This window comes from Litorimonas cladophorae (genome assembly GCF_014652455.1).
In the GTDB taxonomy this organism is placed as follows: Bacteria; Pseudomonadota; Alphaproteobacteria; order Caulobacterales; family Maricaulaceae; genus Litorimonas; species Litorimonas cladophorae.
Genome location: NZ_BMYV01000001.1, coordinates 163,498 through 178,655, shown reverse-complemented (window position 1 = coordinate 178,655; position 15,158 = coordinate 163,498). Strand labels below are relative to the sequence as shown.

General features: G+C 53.1%; 18 protein-coding genes. 3 read left to right on the top strand and 15 right to left on the bottom strand.

The window, feature by feature from the left end; all coding sequences use genetic code 11:
* Nucleotides 1-12 precede the first annotated feature (12 nt).
* Nucleotides 13-927: a DMT family transporter gene (locus IE073_RS00990; protein ID WP_189580102.1), complete on the top strand. Its 915-nt coding sequence runs from the start codon at nucleotides 13-15 to the stop codon at nucleotides 925-927.
* A gap of 5 nt (nucleotides 928-932) precedes the next feature.
* On the opposite strand, the gene thiD is transcribed toward IE073_RS00990, so the two are convergent.
* The 11 genes from thiD to tolQ form a co-directional block, all read right to left on the bottom strand.
* Nucleotides 933-1,799, bottom strand: coding sequence for a bifunctional hydroxymethylpyrimidine kinase/phosphomethylpyrimidine kinase (gene thiD, locus IE073_RS00985; RefSeq protein ID WP_189580098.1), 867 nt, complete (start codon nucleotides 1,797-1,799; stop codon nucleotides 933-935).
* Nucleotides 1,792-2,361: a hypothetical protein gene (locus IE073_RS00980; RefSeq protein WP_189580096.1), complete on the bottom strand. Its 570-nt coding sequence runs from the start codon at nucleotides 2,359-2,361 to the stop codon at nucleotides 1,792-1,794. The genes thiD and IE073_RS00980 overlap by 8 nt, the downstream gene beginning before the upstream one ends.
* Nucleotides 2,362-2,386: 25 nt before the next feature.
* A complete protein-coding gene (gene folP, locus IE073_RS00975) occupies nucleotides 2,387-3,202 on the bottom strand; it encodes a dihydropteroate synthase (protein ID WP_189580093.1) in 816 nt (271 codons plus the stop codon).
* Nucleotides 3,203-3,284: 82 nt separating this feature from the next.
* Entirely contained in the window at nucleotides 3,285-5,213 is a 1,929-nt protein-coding gene (ftsH, locus tag IE073_RS00970) for an ATP-dependent zinc metalloprotease FtsH (protein WP_189580090.1), read from the bottom strand.
* A 98-nt stretch (nucleotides 5,214-5,311) separates the two neighbouring features.
* Complete coding sequence (gene tilS, locus IE073_RS00965) at nucleotides 5,312-6,559, bottom strand: tRNA lysidine(34) synthetase TilS (protein WP_189580087.1); 1,248 nt, start codon at nucleotides 6,557-6,559, stop codon at nucleotides 5,312-5,314.
* A 10-nt stretch (nucleotides 6,560-6,569) separates the two neighbouring features.
* Entirely contained in the window at nucleotides 6,570-7,478 is a 909-nt protein-coding gene (locus tag IE073_RS00960; protein ID WP_189580085.1) for a tetratricopeptide repeat protein, read from the bottom strand.
* Between the two features lie 110 nt (nucleotides 7,479-7,588).
* A complete protein-coding gene (pal, locus tag IE073_RS00955) occupies nucleotides 7,589-8,167 on the bottom strand; it encodes a peptidoglycan-associated lipoprotein Pal (RefSeq protein WP_189580083.1) in 579 nt (192 codons plus the stop codon).
* 145 nt (nucleotides 8,168-8,312) lie between these two features.
* Nucleotides 8,313-9,647 (bottom strand): Tol-Pal system beta propeller repeat protein TolB, encoded by a 1,335-nt coding sequence (tolB, locus tag IE073_RS00950; protein WP_189580081.1) that lies wholly within the window; start codon nucleotides 9,645-9,647, stop codon nucleotides 8,313-8,315.
* An 11-nt stretch (nucleotides 9,648-9,658) separates the two neighbouring features.
* Nucleotides 9,659-10,480: a cell envelope integrity protein TolA gene (tolA, locus tag IE073_RS00945; RefSeq protein ID WP_189580079.1), complete on the bottom strand. Its 822-nt coding sequence runs from the start codon at nucleotides 10,478-10,480 to the stop codon at nucleotides 9,659-9,661.
* Between the two features lie 82 nt (nucleotides 10,481-10,562).
* Complete coding sequence (tolR, locus tag IE073_RS00940) at nucleotides 10,563-11,003, bottom strand: protein TolR (RefSeq protein WP_189580077.1); 441 nt, start codon at nucleotides 11,001-11,003, stop codon at nucleotides 10,563-10,565.
* A 13-nt stretch (nucleotides 11,004-11,016) separates the two neighbouring features.
* Entirely contained in the window at nucleotides 11,017-11,748 is a 732-nt protein-coding gene (tolQ, locus tag IE073_RS00935; protein WP_189580075.1) for a protein TolQ, read from the bottom strand.
* Nucleotides 11,749-11,979: 231 nt separating this feature from the next.
* On the opposite strand from tolQ, the gene IE073_RS00930 reads away from it, so the two are divergent.
* Complete coding sequence (locus IE073_RS00930) at nucleotides 11,980-12,384, top strand: hypothetical protein (protein ID WP_189580073.1); 405 nt, start codon at nucleotides 11,980-11,982, stop codon at nucleotides 12,382-12,384.
* 12 nt (nucleotides 12,385-12,396) lie between these two features.
* Here the strand turns inward: IE073_RS00930 and IE073_RS00925 are convergent, their stop codons facing one another.
* Both IE073_RS00925 and IE073_RS00920 read right to left on the bottom strand, forming a co-directional pair.
* Nucleotides 12,397-12,753 (bottom strand): DUF3088 family protein, encoded by a 357-nt coding sequence (locus IE073_RS00925; RefSeq protein WP_189580071.1) that lies wholly within the window; start codon nucleotides 12,751-12,753, stop codon nucleotides 12,397-12,399.
* The gene (locus tag IE073_RS00920; RefSeq protein ID WP_189580069.1) at nucleotides 12,753-13,283 is read right to left on the bottom strand and encodes a hypothetical protein; all 531 of its coding nucleotides are present in this window, start codon (nucleotides 13,281-13,283) and stop codon (nucleotides 12,753-12,755) included. Before IE073_RS00920 ends, IE073_RS00925 begins: the two co-directional genes overlap by 1 nt.
* Nucleotides 13,284-13,339: 56 nt before the next feature.
* On the opposite strand from IE073_RS00920, the gene IE073_RS00915 reads away from it, so the two are divergent.
* The gene (locus IE073_RS00915) at nucleotides 13,340-13,639 is read left to right on the top strand and encodes a hypothetical protein (protein WP_189580067.1); all 300 of its coding nucleotides are present in this window, start codon (nucleotides 13,340-13,342) and stop codon (nucleotides 13,637-13,639) included.
* A gap of 5 nt (nucleotides 13,640-13,644) precedes the next feature.
* Here the strand turns inward: IE073_RS00915 and IE073_RS00910 are convergent, their stop codons facing one another.
* The gene (locus tag IE073_RS00910) at nucleotides 13,645-14,127 is read right to left on the bottom strand and encodes a YbgC/FadM family acyl-CoA thioesterase (RefSeq protein ID WP_189580064.1); all 483 of its coding nucleotides are present in this window, start codon (nucleotides 14,125-14,127) and stop codon (nucleotides 13,645-13,647) included.
* 2 nt (nucleotides 14,128-14,129) lie between these two features.
* Complete coding sequence (gene ruvB, locus IE073_RS00905; protein WP_189580061.1) at nucleotides 14,130-15,155, bottom strand: Holliday junction branch migration DNA helicase RuvB; 1,026 nt, start codon at nucleotides 15,153-15,155, stop codon at nucleotides 14,130-14,132.
* Nucleotides 15,156-15,158: the final 3 nt, after the last annotated feature.

Here is a 15,158-nt window from a genome sequence, read left to right as displayed (position 1 = left end):
TCACGGGGGGCCATGACGACTCGCCCTTCCCTTACACGCCCGCGCCTTGGCTTGAGTAAAATCCAACTCCTCGGAGTTTCGGCTTTTCTGGTGCTCGTTTGGGGCAGCGCTTTTACGATGGTGGACGTTGCTGTGCGTACAGTGTCGCCAGATTGGCTCGTGGCCTTCCGCATGTCCTTTGGGGCCGGGCTTGTTCTAGTCTATGCTGTAATCGCGGGTCACCGCCTGCCGCCCCTGCGAGATAAGCGGTGGGTTTGGTATTCAGTCTTGGGACTTACGGGTGCGAGCCTACCCTTCGTTTTAATCGCAATCGGCATGAAATCCGTCGACAGCGGGTTAAGCGCGATCATCGTTGGCGCGATGCCATTGATCACGATTATTCTGGCGCATTTCTTCACCGATGAAAAACTCACGGCTTGGAAGCTTTTGGGCTTTGTCATGGGATTTGGCGGTATTATTATCCTGTTTCTACCGACGGAACTCTCCTTGACTCTGGTGAAGGATTGGCAGGCGCAGCTCCTTATCCTGATGGGGGCAACCTGCTACGCCTTAACAACTGTAATTGCGAGCCGCGCGCCTGAGACACCTTCGCCCGTCGCCGCCACAATGATGCTCTTTATGGGCGCCCTCATATCGGTGGTCTGGGCCTATGCCCATTCAGGCCCCCCGACGGTTCCCAATGCAACTGCGCTATTCTGTATTATCGCATTAGGTTTGGGCTCCACGGGGGCCGCGACCGTGATCTATCTTTGGGTCATCGACATGGCAGGGCCCAGCGCCATTGCAAGGATCAACTATTTTGTCCCCGTCTGTTCCGTCATCTTAGGAGTGTGGCTCCTAAACGAGCCCTTAGATTGGCGGATTTTTGTATCGCTCGCTGTGATTATCTTAGGCGTCATTATCTCAAAACTCGGGGGAGCAGACTGAGATCCCTAGTTAGCGAGGCCCTTTAGGGCTGCGAATGGATTATTTGACGGTGGCGTATCATCGGTTTCCTCGTCGCCAATCGCCAAGCCGTGGTTCAACGGACCGTGGCCTTTTGTAGAGCCGAAGCCTGGGGCCGTACGGATCGCTTCGAAAACAAATTCGCGGGCGCGCATCACGGCTTCGTCTAGGTCCATACCCAGCGCCATATTCGCAGCGACAGCACTGGCAAGCGTACAACCCGTGCCGTGTGTATGACGGGTACGAATGCGTGGCCCCGACATCATATTTGCGCCCTCCGCACTGACGAGAACATCAACGATGGATTTGCTGTCCAAATGTCCGCCCTTCATTAGCGCGGCGTAAACACCGCGCTCTAGCAGCGCATCGCCCGCTTTCGTCAAATCATCAACATCCGTAATTTTAAGACCCGTGAGAAGTTCGGCTTCCGGCACATTTGGCGTTACAAGATCAGCCAAAGGCAAGAGCACGTCGCGAAGTGCCCCCATAGCGTCATCTTCTAGCAACGGATCACCAGACGTCGCCACGGCCACAGGGTCCAAAATGACAAAGGCGTCCAGCTCATCGACAGCTTCCGCGACGGTTTCTATAATGGCTTTTGTGCCTAACATTCCGATCTTCACGACATCCGCGCCGATATCAGACAGACAGGCTTCGATTTGGGCCCGCACAAGCTTGGCTGGCATCATCTCGACTGCGTGAACACCTAACGTGTTCTGCGCTGTCACCGCAGTCACCGCCGTCATGGCGTAAGCGCCAAAAGCGGCACAGGTTTTAATATCAGCCTGAATCCCAGCGCCACCGCCAGAGTCAGAACCCGCAATGATGAGAACACGGCCTTTAGGGTCAGTCATTATTCAATCTTTCGGAATGGCGCTTTGTAATGCGAGTATATTGGACAATTGCAACACCAGTGAGGAGGAAAAACAGCGAAAAGGGCAACCAAACAAAGTCATTAATAGGCCAACCTGCAGCGAGCACCAAAATACAGATATACGAAAGTGCCATCAGAATACAGACTGGTCTCATAGCTCCATACGGTCCGATGTTACCCTGCATTCGGGGGTCATACATAGCTCTTTTGCCGAATATAGCCGTGTTAGATTGCCGTACCATTTCGGGTAACCGACGATATTCGAACGCGATCACGGCAAGCCACGGAATAAAAGGTAGAGCAAGGTAAATCCATTCATCTTCTGAGGGAGCTAACGCGTCATGCCAAATCGATACGCTGATCCAATAAATCATAGTGCAAACAATCCAGACGACCGCAACCCTTGTCTTTTTCAGATAAATGTAATGCCCGCCCACGTTGGTCGCCGCGAAAAGCCAAAATCTCGCCCAGAATAATTCACGTGGTCTTGTTGGCGGAGATTTGTACTCACGAACGGGTGCGCCTGCTTTGTGATACTCCATCCAAGGCTTTCGTTTCCGAGGGCGCTTACCCATTCGCCATCGCCTCCCAGACCCGCACAGCCTGCACCGTTTCGACAACATCATGCACGCGCAGAATATCTGCACCAGCCTGCGCGGACCAGAGCGCCGCCGCGATTGAACCGCCGATGCGGTCATCTGCGTTCGACCCGTCAATTTTGCCGATGAAGCTCTTGCGCGATGCGCCCATCAGGATAGGAAAACCCAAAGCTTTGAAACGCTCCAAATGTCGGAAGATCGCGAGGTTGTCCTCTTGGCGCTTTCCAAACCCTATACCTGGGTCAAGCGTGATGGCCGCGCGTTCTACCCCTGCTTCGCAGACGGCTTCGACCCGTTGTGTCAGCCAGTCCAAAATATCTGAAACGGGATCGGTATAATTGGGATTGTCTTGCATCATTTCGGGCGTGCCTTGTGCGTGCATCAAGATGACGGGACACCCTAGATCTGCCGCCATCGCGGGCGAACGCAAATCAAAGCCCAATGCAGATACATCATTCCAAATATCGGCACCCGACAATATCGCGGCCTCCGCAACGTCGGGCTTTCGCGTATCGATTGAGATCAAAGGTTCTTCATCAAAGTCTTTGGTGGCTTCGCGGATGGCCATAATGACGGGAACGGTTCTGCGAATTTCTTCTTCAATGGCGATTTGCGTTGCGCCGGGCCGTGTGCTCTCGCCGCCAATATCCAGAATATCTGCCCCCGCCTCGATCAAGGCGATGGCCTGACGGGTGGCGGCTTCGACAGTCTCATATCGCCCGCCGTCAGAGAAGCTATCTGGCGTGACATTCAAAATGCCCATAATTTTTGGTCGAGAGAACATAGGATATTCTAAGCTTGATCGTGGAGAACCGCAATCTTGTGGCCCCCATAAAAAACCCGGCACTGAGGCCGGGTTCTTCAGATTATTCTGACGTGTCTTTCGCCGTGGTTGCCCCGCCGATTGGCTTGGGCTTTCGTGTCGTTGGCACGGCCGCTACAGCTGGCTTGCCACCGCCCGAGCTGTCGGGGCGTTTCGGCTTTGTGTCATCTTCAAGCAAGGCTTTGATTTCGTCACCTGAAAGCGTCTCATATTCCAGAAGTGCTTCGGCCAATCTGACCCAGTCCTTCTTTTTCTTTTTCAGGATTTCGAGCGCTTTCATATGGGCCTCGGTGACGAAGCGCTTGATTTCAGATTCGATCAATTTCGCTGTGTCAGGTGAGATCGCAGATCCGCGACCAATACCAGGAACAAAAGACCCATTGTCTTGCTGTTTATAAGCAATCGGACCGATGGCATCTGACAGCCCCCATTCCGTCACCATTGCCGTCGCGATACGCGTGACTTGCTCAATGTCCGAACTCGCACCAGAGGTCACTTTGTCATAGCCAAAGTGCAATTCTTCAGCGGCACGGCCACCCATTGCCATCGCCATGCGCGCAATCATCTCTTCGCGCGACTGACTGATCTGATCGCGTTCAGGCATATATTGAACCATGCCGAGCGCACGACCGCGTGGAATGATGGTGGCTTTATGAATGGGCAAGCTACCCTTCATATTCAGACCGACAATCGCGTGACCCGCCTCGTGATAGGCCGTGTTTGCACGTTCTTCATCCGTCATGGATAAGGTCCGGCGTTCGGCACCCATCAGAACCTTGTCGCGGGCATCTTCAAATTCGCGCTGTGTGATCTTAAGCTTATTCCGACGTGCCGACAAAAGCGCGGCTTCGTTGACCAAGTTCATAAGATCGGCACCCGAGAATCCAGGTGTTCCCCGCGCAATATATTTCACGTCAACATTGGCCGCAATCGGCTTGCCCTTCATATGCACGTCGAGGATTTTCTCGCGGCCCTGAATGTCTGGATAAGGCACTTCGATCTGACGATCAAAACGACCTGGACGCAGCAAAGCTTTGTCCAAAACGTCCGGACGGTTGGTCGCGGCGATGATGATGATACCTTCATCGCCTTCGAATCCATCCATCTCGACAAGAAGTTGGTTGAGCGTTTGTTCGCGTTCTTCATGACCACCCGATGTGCCGACGCCACGGTGACGACCAACGGCATCAATCTCATCAATAAAGATGATACAGGGCGACTGTTTGCGGGCTTCGGCAAACATCTCACGGACACGGGACGCGCCCACACCGACGAACATTTCAACAAAGTCAGAACCAGAAATCGTGAAGAATGGCACGCCCGCTTCGCCAGCTACAGCCCGTGCGAGGAGCGTTTTACCGGTACCAGGAGGGCCAACGAGCAAGGCACCTGTTGGGATACGTGCGCCTAGACGTGTGAAACGTGTCGGGTCTTGCAAAAAGTCGACGACTTCTTTGAGGTCTTCCTTCGCGCTTTCCACCCCAGCGACATCATCAAATGTCACTTTCTTCGTGTTTTCGGTCAGCAACTTGGCTTTGGATTTCCCAAAGCTCATCGCGCCGCCACGACCGCCGCCCTGCATGTTTCGGAAGAACAATATGAACAGCCCCCCGATCAACAGGATCGGAAAAATGCTCATCAAAATGCTGCTAAGCATCGACGTGCGCTGTGTTTCTTTAAAGCCGTACGGAATATCCGTCCCTTTGAAGATCGCATTGGGGTCCAGATCAATTTCGCCGATGTTCGTGCGGAATTTCTCGCCGCCCGACAGTGTGCCAGTGATAACATCATTACTGGTATCGATTTCAGCTGACTGAACGGAGCCTGAGGCAATCCGTTCTTCCAGCTGTGAGTAAAGCAATTCATCGCTTTCCCCACCTTGCATAGGCGCGCTGCTGGCGGCGACCATGGCAAGAAGAAGCGCGATCACAACGCCCCAGATGATAAAATTACGTGTATTGGCGTTTTTCATTCGAAAATGCCCTTTATGAGCTACGGGTTTACTGTTCCTACCATATGGTGCGCCATTCGCCAAAATAAAGCGGCGACATGTAGCAAGTTTCATACGGTTCAAAGCGGCACAGGTATTGCCTTGGGATATATAGCTTGCAAACGCGAGGCCGTGGTCGCCTGTGCCGACACAAAACCACACTCCATCGCGCCATATCCCAATACGCCGCCAGCATCTGCATAGAGTGGAAGGCTAGGCCGCACTTGGCTCGGAAGTTCAAAAATCAATTGTAAAACAGGATGTTGTTGGAGGCTCCCCAACTGTCCAAAAGTGGATTCGACCTGAATGCCTGACTGTTTTGCGATCAACCAATAGCGACCATCCCAAAGCATTTTATCGCCAGATTTTAGGGTTCGCGGGATGAGACCTTCTGTCCCGCGACGGCCACTAACTGCGACCATATCGCGCGTAATCACAAAGCCTCGAGCCGTTTTCACGATCCAAGCGCCGGCTAACGTCGCCGCTTTGAACGTCGAACCGTTCATTTCGTCATGAAGTCGACGACGCTTTGCCGCGTCAATCGGACCACCCTGCCCCGAAACCGCATTGAGCATGTGCAGCAATAGCTCAGGCGGCGGCACCGCGTCAGTTTCGATAAATCCATGTGGACTCACCTGCCCGTGTTCGGACAGCCAGCAACTATGGTCGACGCGCTCTTCTGCCAAACGCAATCGCGCCTCGGCTTGTTGTTTCAAAAGATCGGCACGCAGGTCACGATCCCCCGACAAAGCTTGCCGCGCGCGAACACGTGTGAAGTCGCGGTTTTCGTTTGACGGATCATCAACGAAGGGCAGTCCTTCATTTCTGTTGTAATCTCTCAATGCCGCGCGGGAGACACCCAACCAAGGTCGGTGCAATGTAACGCCCGCCAAAGCGGGCCAAAGTGGCGCGTAAGCCGCAACAGGCATTCCCGCCAAACCACGCCAGCCTGTCTGGCGGTCTAATCGCATGAGAAGAGTTTCCGCCTGATCATCGGCAGTGTGAGCCGTGATTAATTCTGTCAGACCTGCCTCGCGGCACAATCGCCCCAAAGCAGAATATCGGTACTGACGGGCCTTAACCTGAATGCCGGTTTTTATCCCGCTATGCTGCCAAACATCAGTATTAACGGTGTAGCCAAGTGACCGCGCAAAATCGGCGGCTTGTTCAACTTCTGCCGCGCTACCTGCACGTAAATTATGGTCGATGATAAACGCGTAGGTGACGAGCGGGTGATCGCGAAACGCATGGATCATGGCCGTGCTGTCGCCGCCGCCGGAAAAGGCAATGGCCGCCGGCCCGGTTAAATTGAGGTGGGGAAGCGTCACCCCTAGGTCACTAACAGCCCGCGCGAGCCGCTTCTAGTTTCGCCTTATCTTTAACAGTTGCGGGCGCATTGGGATATTGCCGCGGTAGACTTGCCAAGGTCGCGCAGGAATCCTTTGTTTTCCCCAACTCGCGCAGGGCGCCTGCCAATCGCACCATCGCATCGGGCGCTTTAACGCCACGCGGGTCTTTCTTCATGCTCTGGATATAGGCATCTGCCGCATCGGCATATCCGCCGCGCACATAATAACTTTCCCCGAGATAATAGCTCATTTCACCGACATCAGGCGCGTCGGCGTTAAACTGGAGATATTGTTTCAGCGCGATCTGCGCGCCTCCGAAATCACCTTCCGCAAGACGTTGCTTTCCAAGTTGCCCCAGTTCTGCAACATCATTGCCGACGGGAGGCGTTGGTTCGGCCTGACCAGATTGTTGAAGATCAATCGGACGCTCACTTAAAACTGGCGCACCACCGAGAGGGTCAAGAGGCGTGGTTCCGCCAAGATTTACGGGGCCCAAACGACGCTGGACGGGACGCGTTTGTTCCTGAGCGATCAAATCAACAGCATCCAAATGAACGGCCATTCGGCCAGCCATATCTTGAATAAGCTGCAGCTCGGTCCGTAGTTGCATGACTTCACCTTTCAAACCATCCCGCTCAAAGGCGACACGCTCTAACTCTCCGCGAAGAGCCCGTTGTGCGGACTCGAGTGAATCAATGCGCGCCATCAAGCGCTCCGCTGCCGGGTCGCCTGTCAACATGCGGGACTCAAGACGTGTCAAACGTTCGGCCAGCGCCGCATTTTGGGCCGCGAGCTCTTTCTTGGATTGAGCTTGCGCGGGCGTGGCCGCGAAAGTTGAAATCGCAACTGCGACTAAAACGAATGACTTTAGAATTTTCGGCAAAATTAAAACGGACATGGGGTCTCTCGCAGCAGACAAATAGACATACGCCGCCAGCATAGCCGACGGCGAAGGTTTTTACGTCTTAAATCGCAGTCACAGTTGTGAACGCAAACTGAACTCTATTTCTAACTAATGTTTGTAAGACGCAGAGACGTAAATCCGTTCCGGTTTCGCGCCCAGCCCGACTCTGTCGAGCGCGCGTCAATTGGACGTTCTTTTCCGTAAGAAATCGTCTTCAGGCGATTGGGTGAAACACCTTGGCTGACAAGAAATGATTTCACGCTGTCGGCACGGCGAGCACCCAGCGCAAGGTTATATTCACGTGTCCCGCGTTCATCCGCATGGCCTTCGATCACTGCGGTTGCATCCGTATAAATGCTAAGCCAATTGGCTTGGCGACGCAAAACGTCACGCGCTTCCGGAGAGAGGTCAAATTGATCATATCCAAAAAATACGCGAGGCTCCCCGCCAGCTTGATAAGCAAAATCTTCGATGGACCCCGGCGTCGGTAGATTTACCTGCGGCGCTTCGACAGTCGTTGGTTGGTCAATTACAGGCGGCAGAACTTCTGGGGCCGGCTCAAACACAGGCCCAGGGGTTTCCACTTCTGCTGGTCGTTCAATGACCTCTTCAACAGGATCGGGTTTAGTCGCGCAAGCCGACAGAACCAGAAGCGCTGCGCTCGCTATCAAAATACGTTTCATCAGTCTCTCCTTCAGATCCATACAAACCGCTGCATCGATCTTACCTCTTTCTTAAACGCAGGCTTTGCGGCGCAATCAAGGCTGAATTTTGGCAATCATCCAAATTTGCGTTTCAAATTGGACAGAATGCACAATACAGCGGCGTTTAAGGCAATAATGGTGACCAAGCGGGATCTGACGCTTGTCCGGGTGTTTCAATGCGTCGTAAGTTTTGCCCCGTTAAGTCGACGGACCAAACTTCGGATTTACCCGAAACCCCACGGGTTCCGCGCGTGAACAAAATGACTCGTCCGTTCGGGCTCCAAGTCGGCCCTTCATCCAAATAGCTCTCCGTCAACATGCGTTCATTTCCGCCGTCAATATCCATGACGCCAATGCCAAACTTACCATTATTGCTGCGGGAAAATGCAATTTTATCGCCACGGGGGCTCCAGACAGGGTCAGAATACCGTCCGTTGCCAAAAGTAATACGTCTCACGTTTTTGCCGTCGGCATCCATAGTATAGAGCTGTGGGGACGCCCCTCTGTCTGAGTTAAAAACGATCTTGCGGCCGTCGGGTGAGAAACTTGCAGACACATCAATAGCGGGGTCTGTCGTCAAGCGTGTTGTGCTGCGCGTTCTCAAATCCATCAGATAGATATCGGAATTCCCACGACGTTCCATGGTGAGAAGCAATTTTTCACCATCGGGTGAGAATTTGGGAGAATATGTCATCCCAGGGAAATCACCTAATAATTCTCGACGGCCCGTTTCGATGTTGAGCAAGTAAAGATGAGGGTCATCATTCTCATAACTCATATATACAATTGTCTGACTATTCGGTGAGAACCTTGGGGTGAGGACGAGGTCTGACCCTCCCAACAAATAGACAGAATTTTCGCCATCTTGATCCATGATCGCAAGGCGTTTGGTTTTGTTGATTTTCGGGCCTTTTTCATCAATAAAAACAATCCGAGTGTCGAAATATCCGCTCTCACCGGTTAGCGCTTCATAGATTGCATCGCTGGCCTTATGCGCTGTCCGACGCCAATTATCAGGTGTCGTGGCGAACCTTACCCCTTTGAGCTGCTGCCCTGCAAAAACGTCCCATAGGCGAAATTCGACCAACACACGGCTGTCACTTTCGGTTTTGATGCGGCCAGAAACAAGCGCATCAGATTTGATCACGCGCCAATCCGCAAAGGTTGGCTTATAATCGATGTTTGTTTGGGTCTCTAAAAAGCTGGCAGGATCAAGCGCGCGAAACAGGCCCGAACGTTCCAAGTCGGCCCGAATGACTTCAGCGACCTTCACACCTAACTCACGCTCGCTCTGCGTCGTGGCAAGAAAGTCTGGAACCGCGATTTGAACGGGGTCCAAATTGCCCTTGGTAATATCAATTTGCAATTGCGCTTGTGCGGGAGACCCAAGGCCAAAAGCCAGTAATAAAAGGAGTAGCCACCCGAGTAGAGATGGAAAAATTCGCGTGAGAAGTGTCATGGTCACAGTCTTTACAATTGCGGGCGCAAGTTCAAGATAAGTTCTCGCCAAACGCCATATCTCTCGTCAGAGAGGAAATCATAGGGGGAACATTTATTGACCGCCGCAATCGCACTGCGTTCTGCGACATCCCAATATTCATTCCCTGGGGAAAGGCGGCGCGATGCTGCCCTATCTATCAACTCCACACTTTCGACATGGCCACCAATCACAAATTTGACATTCAAACGAACCAATAGATTCTCGGCGTCTGTCGCAGCTGCCGGCATCCGCCAACATTTATACATCGCATTCGCCACCAAATCGGCTTCTGTCGCGCTCAGGCCACTGCCCTCGCCTTCGGCGCGTCGAGCCACGTCTTCATAGCGCGCCTGAGCGGTTTCACTTTCGAGCGCGATTTGTTGATTGGTTTCTGGCGCCGTTTCTCGTGTTTTATCGACTAGTCCCGCCAGAGCGTCCAAATCAAATTCTGGCTCAGGCGGTTTTTTATCCGGCTCCGGGACAGGAATGACATCATCTTTTTCCGCGAGCTCTGGCACAATCTCAGCAACCTTTTCCGTAGGCTTTTCTTGCGCTGTCGTCTTGACCTCTGGCGCTTCCTCATCGGCATTTTCCATCGGCGTTGGCGATGTCATGATTTCGGGTTGATCCACAATGGGCTGTGGCTTGGGCGGTTTGATCGCAGCAGAAACATTCGTCTCTGGCGCAACCGTCAATATCTCAACGGGGATAACAAGCGCTTCAGAAAAAGGCCGTGCTTGAGCGGCGAAAAATGTGAATCCACCGAACACGCCCACATGCAAGGCAAGGGATATAGGAAGACCGACCTTCATTCTGCGTCTGGCCGAGCAATTCTGATCATGCCTGTGATTCCCAGATCGAAAGGCAGAATATTGGACCTACCCAAAGCCATTTCTAATTCGCACTCACAGGGTCGGTCACGAGACCTAAATTCGAGAACCCAGCCGCATTAACGCGGGCCATGACTTTCATCACGGCTTCATAATCGGCCTGCCCATCGCCGCGGAGGTAGATGCGCTCGTCATAGCCATTGTTACTGATCGCGATCAGGCGTGTCGCGATTTCATCCAGAGTAATTTCAGTATCTTGGATGAATATTTGTCCCTGCGCGTCCACAGAAATTGTGATGGGTTCGGTCTGAGACGGAAGCGATTTCGCATCCGTTTTCGGAAGTTCAATCGGAACGCCAACGCTCAAGAGCGGAGCCGCCACCATAAAGACGATCAAAAGCACAAGCATGACGTCCACCAAAGGCGTCACGTTTATATCTGCATTCAACCCACTGCGTCGATTTCTGCGGCGGCCAGAATTTCGGCCCACGCCACGCTGTATCATGCCGCCCACGGCCCTAGGCTCCCTTGCTTAATTTCCGCGAGAGGATCGCGGAAAGCTCGTCGGAATATCCCTCCAACCGACCGCCATACTTATCGAGATCGGCTGTGAACATGTTGTAGAAAATCAGTGCGGGGATCGCGGCGATCAACCCCAAGGCCGTCGCGAATAGCGCTTCGGCAATCCCGGGGGCCACCACGGAGAGGTTCGTATTCTGGCTGACAGCAATCGCGCGGAAGGCATTCATAATACCCCAAACTGTACCAAACAGCCCTACAAAAACCGAGGCGGACGCGACAGTCGCCAACACGGTCATGCCGCGTTCCGCTTTCGCAAGCTCTCTGTTGATCACGAGGTTCATGACACTGTCGATACGTTCGTGGGTGGCGTTGGAACGGCCCAACACGCCACTTGCGGCAGTAGCGTTGCGGCTTTCATTATATTCGCGCATGGCGGCTGCGAAAACGCGGGCCATCGGATCGCGCGTGTCGCTGCCTAAAGCTGCGGAGAGTTCGTCAAGCGTGCGACCTGACCAAAAGGTATCTTCGAATGCCGTCGCCCTACGTTTGAGCATCGCAAACATGATGAATTTATCTATTGCGACGACCCAAGACCAAATCGACGCGATGGTCAGGACGATCATGACAGATCGGACAACCCAATCTGCTTGCATAAAAAGCGACAGGAACGAAAAATCGCCGCTATGCGTATCGGCCAGCGGGCTGGCTTGGAAAATAAGGTCGATCATGTGGGTCCCTGTCAAAATCGTAGCAGTCTGTTCGGCGCAGAATGAGTTTCGTCACTGGCGATAGCGGGATGAACCGCGCAGGGCCAGTTAAGCGTTTGTAAGCTCTAATAAGTAAACCTTAACCTTATCCTTAAACCTTTTTGACATTTGGAACCTAATTCCCCTCAATTTTGTCGCAATTTAGGCAGAATTGCTACATAGCGTCGACGAAACACCCAAATGGAGACTTCAATGCGTTTGTCTATCAAATCACTTATTCTCGCCACTACGGCATCCGCAGTCATTTCGGGATGTATGGTTGTGCCAGAACCTGTGGAGCCCGTCGTGGAGGCCCCCGTCGTGGAAGTCCCGGCTGCGCCGCTTTGCTATGAAGTCACAGCACTTCAAATGATCGAAATACCCGCAGAAACGAAAACTGTTGTCGGCATCAGCCTGATTGAAAATCCGCCCTATGATCCGATTGAGCAACGCACGAGCCAAGAGATCGTCATCAAACAAGCTGAAGTTTTCTATGTTGTGACTGACACGGAAACGGGCAGCCAGACGGAAGTCACGAACTTCTGTGATGAAACGGTTGAAACGGGTCCTGTTGGTCCAGCTCCGGGCGAAGCCCTCGGCGCGCCTGAGCAGGGTTAGGTCACAGAAACGCTAGAGCGGCCCTGTTCCACGAGGAATGGCCGCTCCATATCGCTGCGCCCAATAGCGCCCGATATCGCGGGCATTGTTGATAAAGTGTTCGCCGCGCCGCGTCATAATTCCGCAGTTTTCAAAAGACGGACTGTCCGCGCTCAAAACGAGTGTTGGGCAGTTTTGGTTTTTATCCCCTAACCGCGCGACCAAATCTGGTCGCGGTTTCGCAATGGGTTGATAAATGACTTCAATCGCATCTTTGATGGCGGGATAGTAGGCTAGCACCCCCCAAATTTCGGCGCACTCGGGACAATATTCGCGCCTGTCGTTATCGGCAAATCCCGGTGGCAGAAGGTAAAGCGCGTCGCGGGTCATTAGAAATATTGCTCAAGCACAGCGTTCAAGCGCCGTTTTACAAGGGCTGTGAGTTTCTGCAGACCATAATGTTCCAGTACAGCGCGGTAGATATCTTCGCGCCCCGCCAGCTCATCCCAGCTGCGAATATCCAAGACCACGGCGGCTAATTCACTCATCGGGATTTCGGCGAACCCGCGCGTACCGAGGTCGCGCACAATAACGGGGGGCTGATGCGGCAAACGAACAATCCACTGAACACTATCGTCGTCAGATTTCGCCTCAGGATCCTTTTCCCGCACGATCACGACATCGCCAGATTTTTCGGCTTTGTTCAACGCATATTCGAAGCGGCGACGCACAGAGGCCGCGATCTTCAAAAGCCCAGCGGCTTTGCCATAGGCTTGAAACAGCTCAACGGCTTGCATTGGTGCCTGATAAGATAGGATTTCGGTCAATCCATCAACATATTGGGCTTGATTAGCCACACGTGGGTCTGCGCATTTTCGTTCGGGCCAAGGCGTATAGGGGGTATGTACAATTTCGGTCATGCGCACAGCTTAACGCAATAGTTTGACAATTACAGGCATACCCTCAATAAAAATCTATGATCTTACGCGACTTGAGTTTTTGGGGCTTTGTGAAAGTCAGCCTATTCATCGCCCTCGCCGTGCCAGCTCTCTTCATCATCCCTGTCGGGATATTAGCGATATTCAATCCAGAAGCCGTCATGTTTGACACCACAAGCGGCACTCCAGAGAAGATGCTTGGCATTCTTGTTTTAGATGGCACCCCCAACTGGGTGCAGGGAGTATTTGCATTCGTTGTGAACCTGCTCGCGACCTCAAAAATCTTGCACCTGATTGCTCAACTCACGCCAGTCGGCAAAGTAAAGATCAGCAAGTAAACGGTTTACGTCGCCAGAAACGGCCGAAGTTTTTCCATCATCTCTTTCGGTGCGCGTCTGGGGCGCCCGTCAAGGTCGATACAGGCGGCTTCGCTATCAGCGGTCAGGATGAGTTGTTCGCCGCGGAAAATCTTTTGCGTCACCAGAAGCCTTGCGCCCTTAAACACATCATAAGTCGTTACGACGGACAAAACATCATCGATTTTCGCACTCGCTTTATAATCGAGATTGATCTTGCGAATAACAAAAGCCAGCGGCGGGTCACGTTCGAGAAGCTCAGCATGACCCACACCCGCAAGGCGAAAGAAGCTGGACCGTGCACGTTCTAAAAATCGCAAGTAGTTCGCGTAATACACGACGCCTGAAAAATCAGTATCTTCGTAAAAAACACGGAGCGGATAGCGATGTTCGCGCCCCTCAAAATACCCAATTGAAGGCAGGTCTCGTGGCGCAATATGGCTTTCGTCTTTTTTGAATGTGTCGACCATAACTACCCCTTAAAGATCGGCGGTGGCGCTTTGACGGGTGCGTTCAATCCCAAATGCGCATAGGCCCGTGGCGTCGCGACGCGACCGCGCGGTGTCCGCTGCAAAAACCCTTGTTGGATCAAATAAGGCTCGATCACATCTTCCAGCGCGTCGCGGGCTTCGGATAATGCGGCCGCCAATGTATCTGCGCCCGTTGGCCCACCACCGAACATTTCGCAGAGTGCGTGAAGATAGCGCATATCCTGTTTGTCCAATCCGATATCATCCACGCCGAGACGTTTCAGAGCCGCATCGGCTGCGGCCACATCCACAACGGCATGGCCAGCATGTTCAGACAAGTCCCGAACGCGGCGCAACAAACGGCCCGCGACGCGCGGTGTACCCCGCGCCCGTCGTGCAATTTCGCGCGCGCCATCGGCTGTCATATTCATATCTAATTTTCCAGCGGCGCGCGTTACGATATGGGTCAAATCATTCACATCGTAGAACTCCAACCGGACGGGTATACCGAAACGGTCTCGAAGCGGGGTAGCCAGCAAGCCAGCGCGTGTTGTGGCCCCGATCAGAGTAAAGGGCGCAATATCAATCTTGATTGAGCGTGCGGCAGGTCCATCACCAATGATCAAGTCCAGCTCAAAATCTTCCATCGCGGGATAAAGCACCTCTTCAACGACGGGGTTGAGGCGATGAATTTCATCAATGAACAAGACGTCATTGGGTTCTAGGTTCGTCAGAAGCGCGGCCAAATCTCCGGCTTTGGAAATGATTGGGCCAGAGGTTGATCGAAAGTTCACGCCGAGTTCACGCGCGACGATCTGTGACAATGTCGTCTTACCCAATCCAGGCGGGCCAGAGAGCAAAAGATGATCGAGTGGTTCGCCCCGTCTGCGCGCCGCTGCCACATAAACTTTCAAATTCGCGATCGCTGTGGCTTGGCCAACAAAATCGTCAAAGGCGAGAGGCCTCAGGGCTCTATCTCGCACGTCCCCAGTTTGCGTTTCCGCAGATATCAGGCGGTCTTCATCCACGTC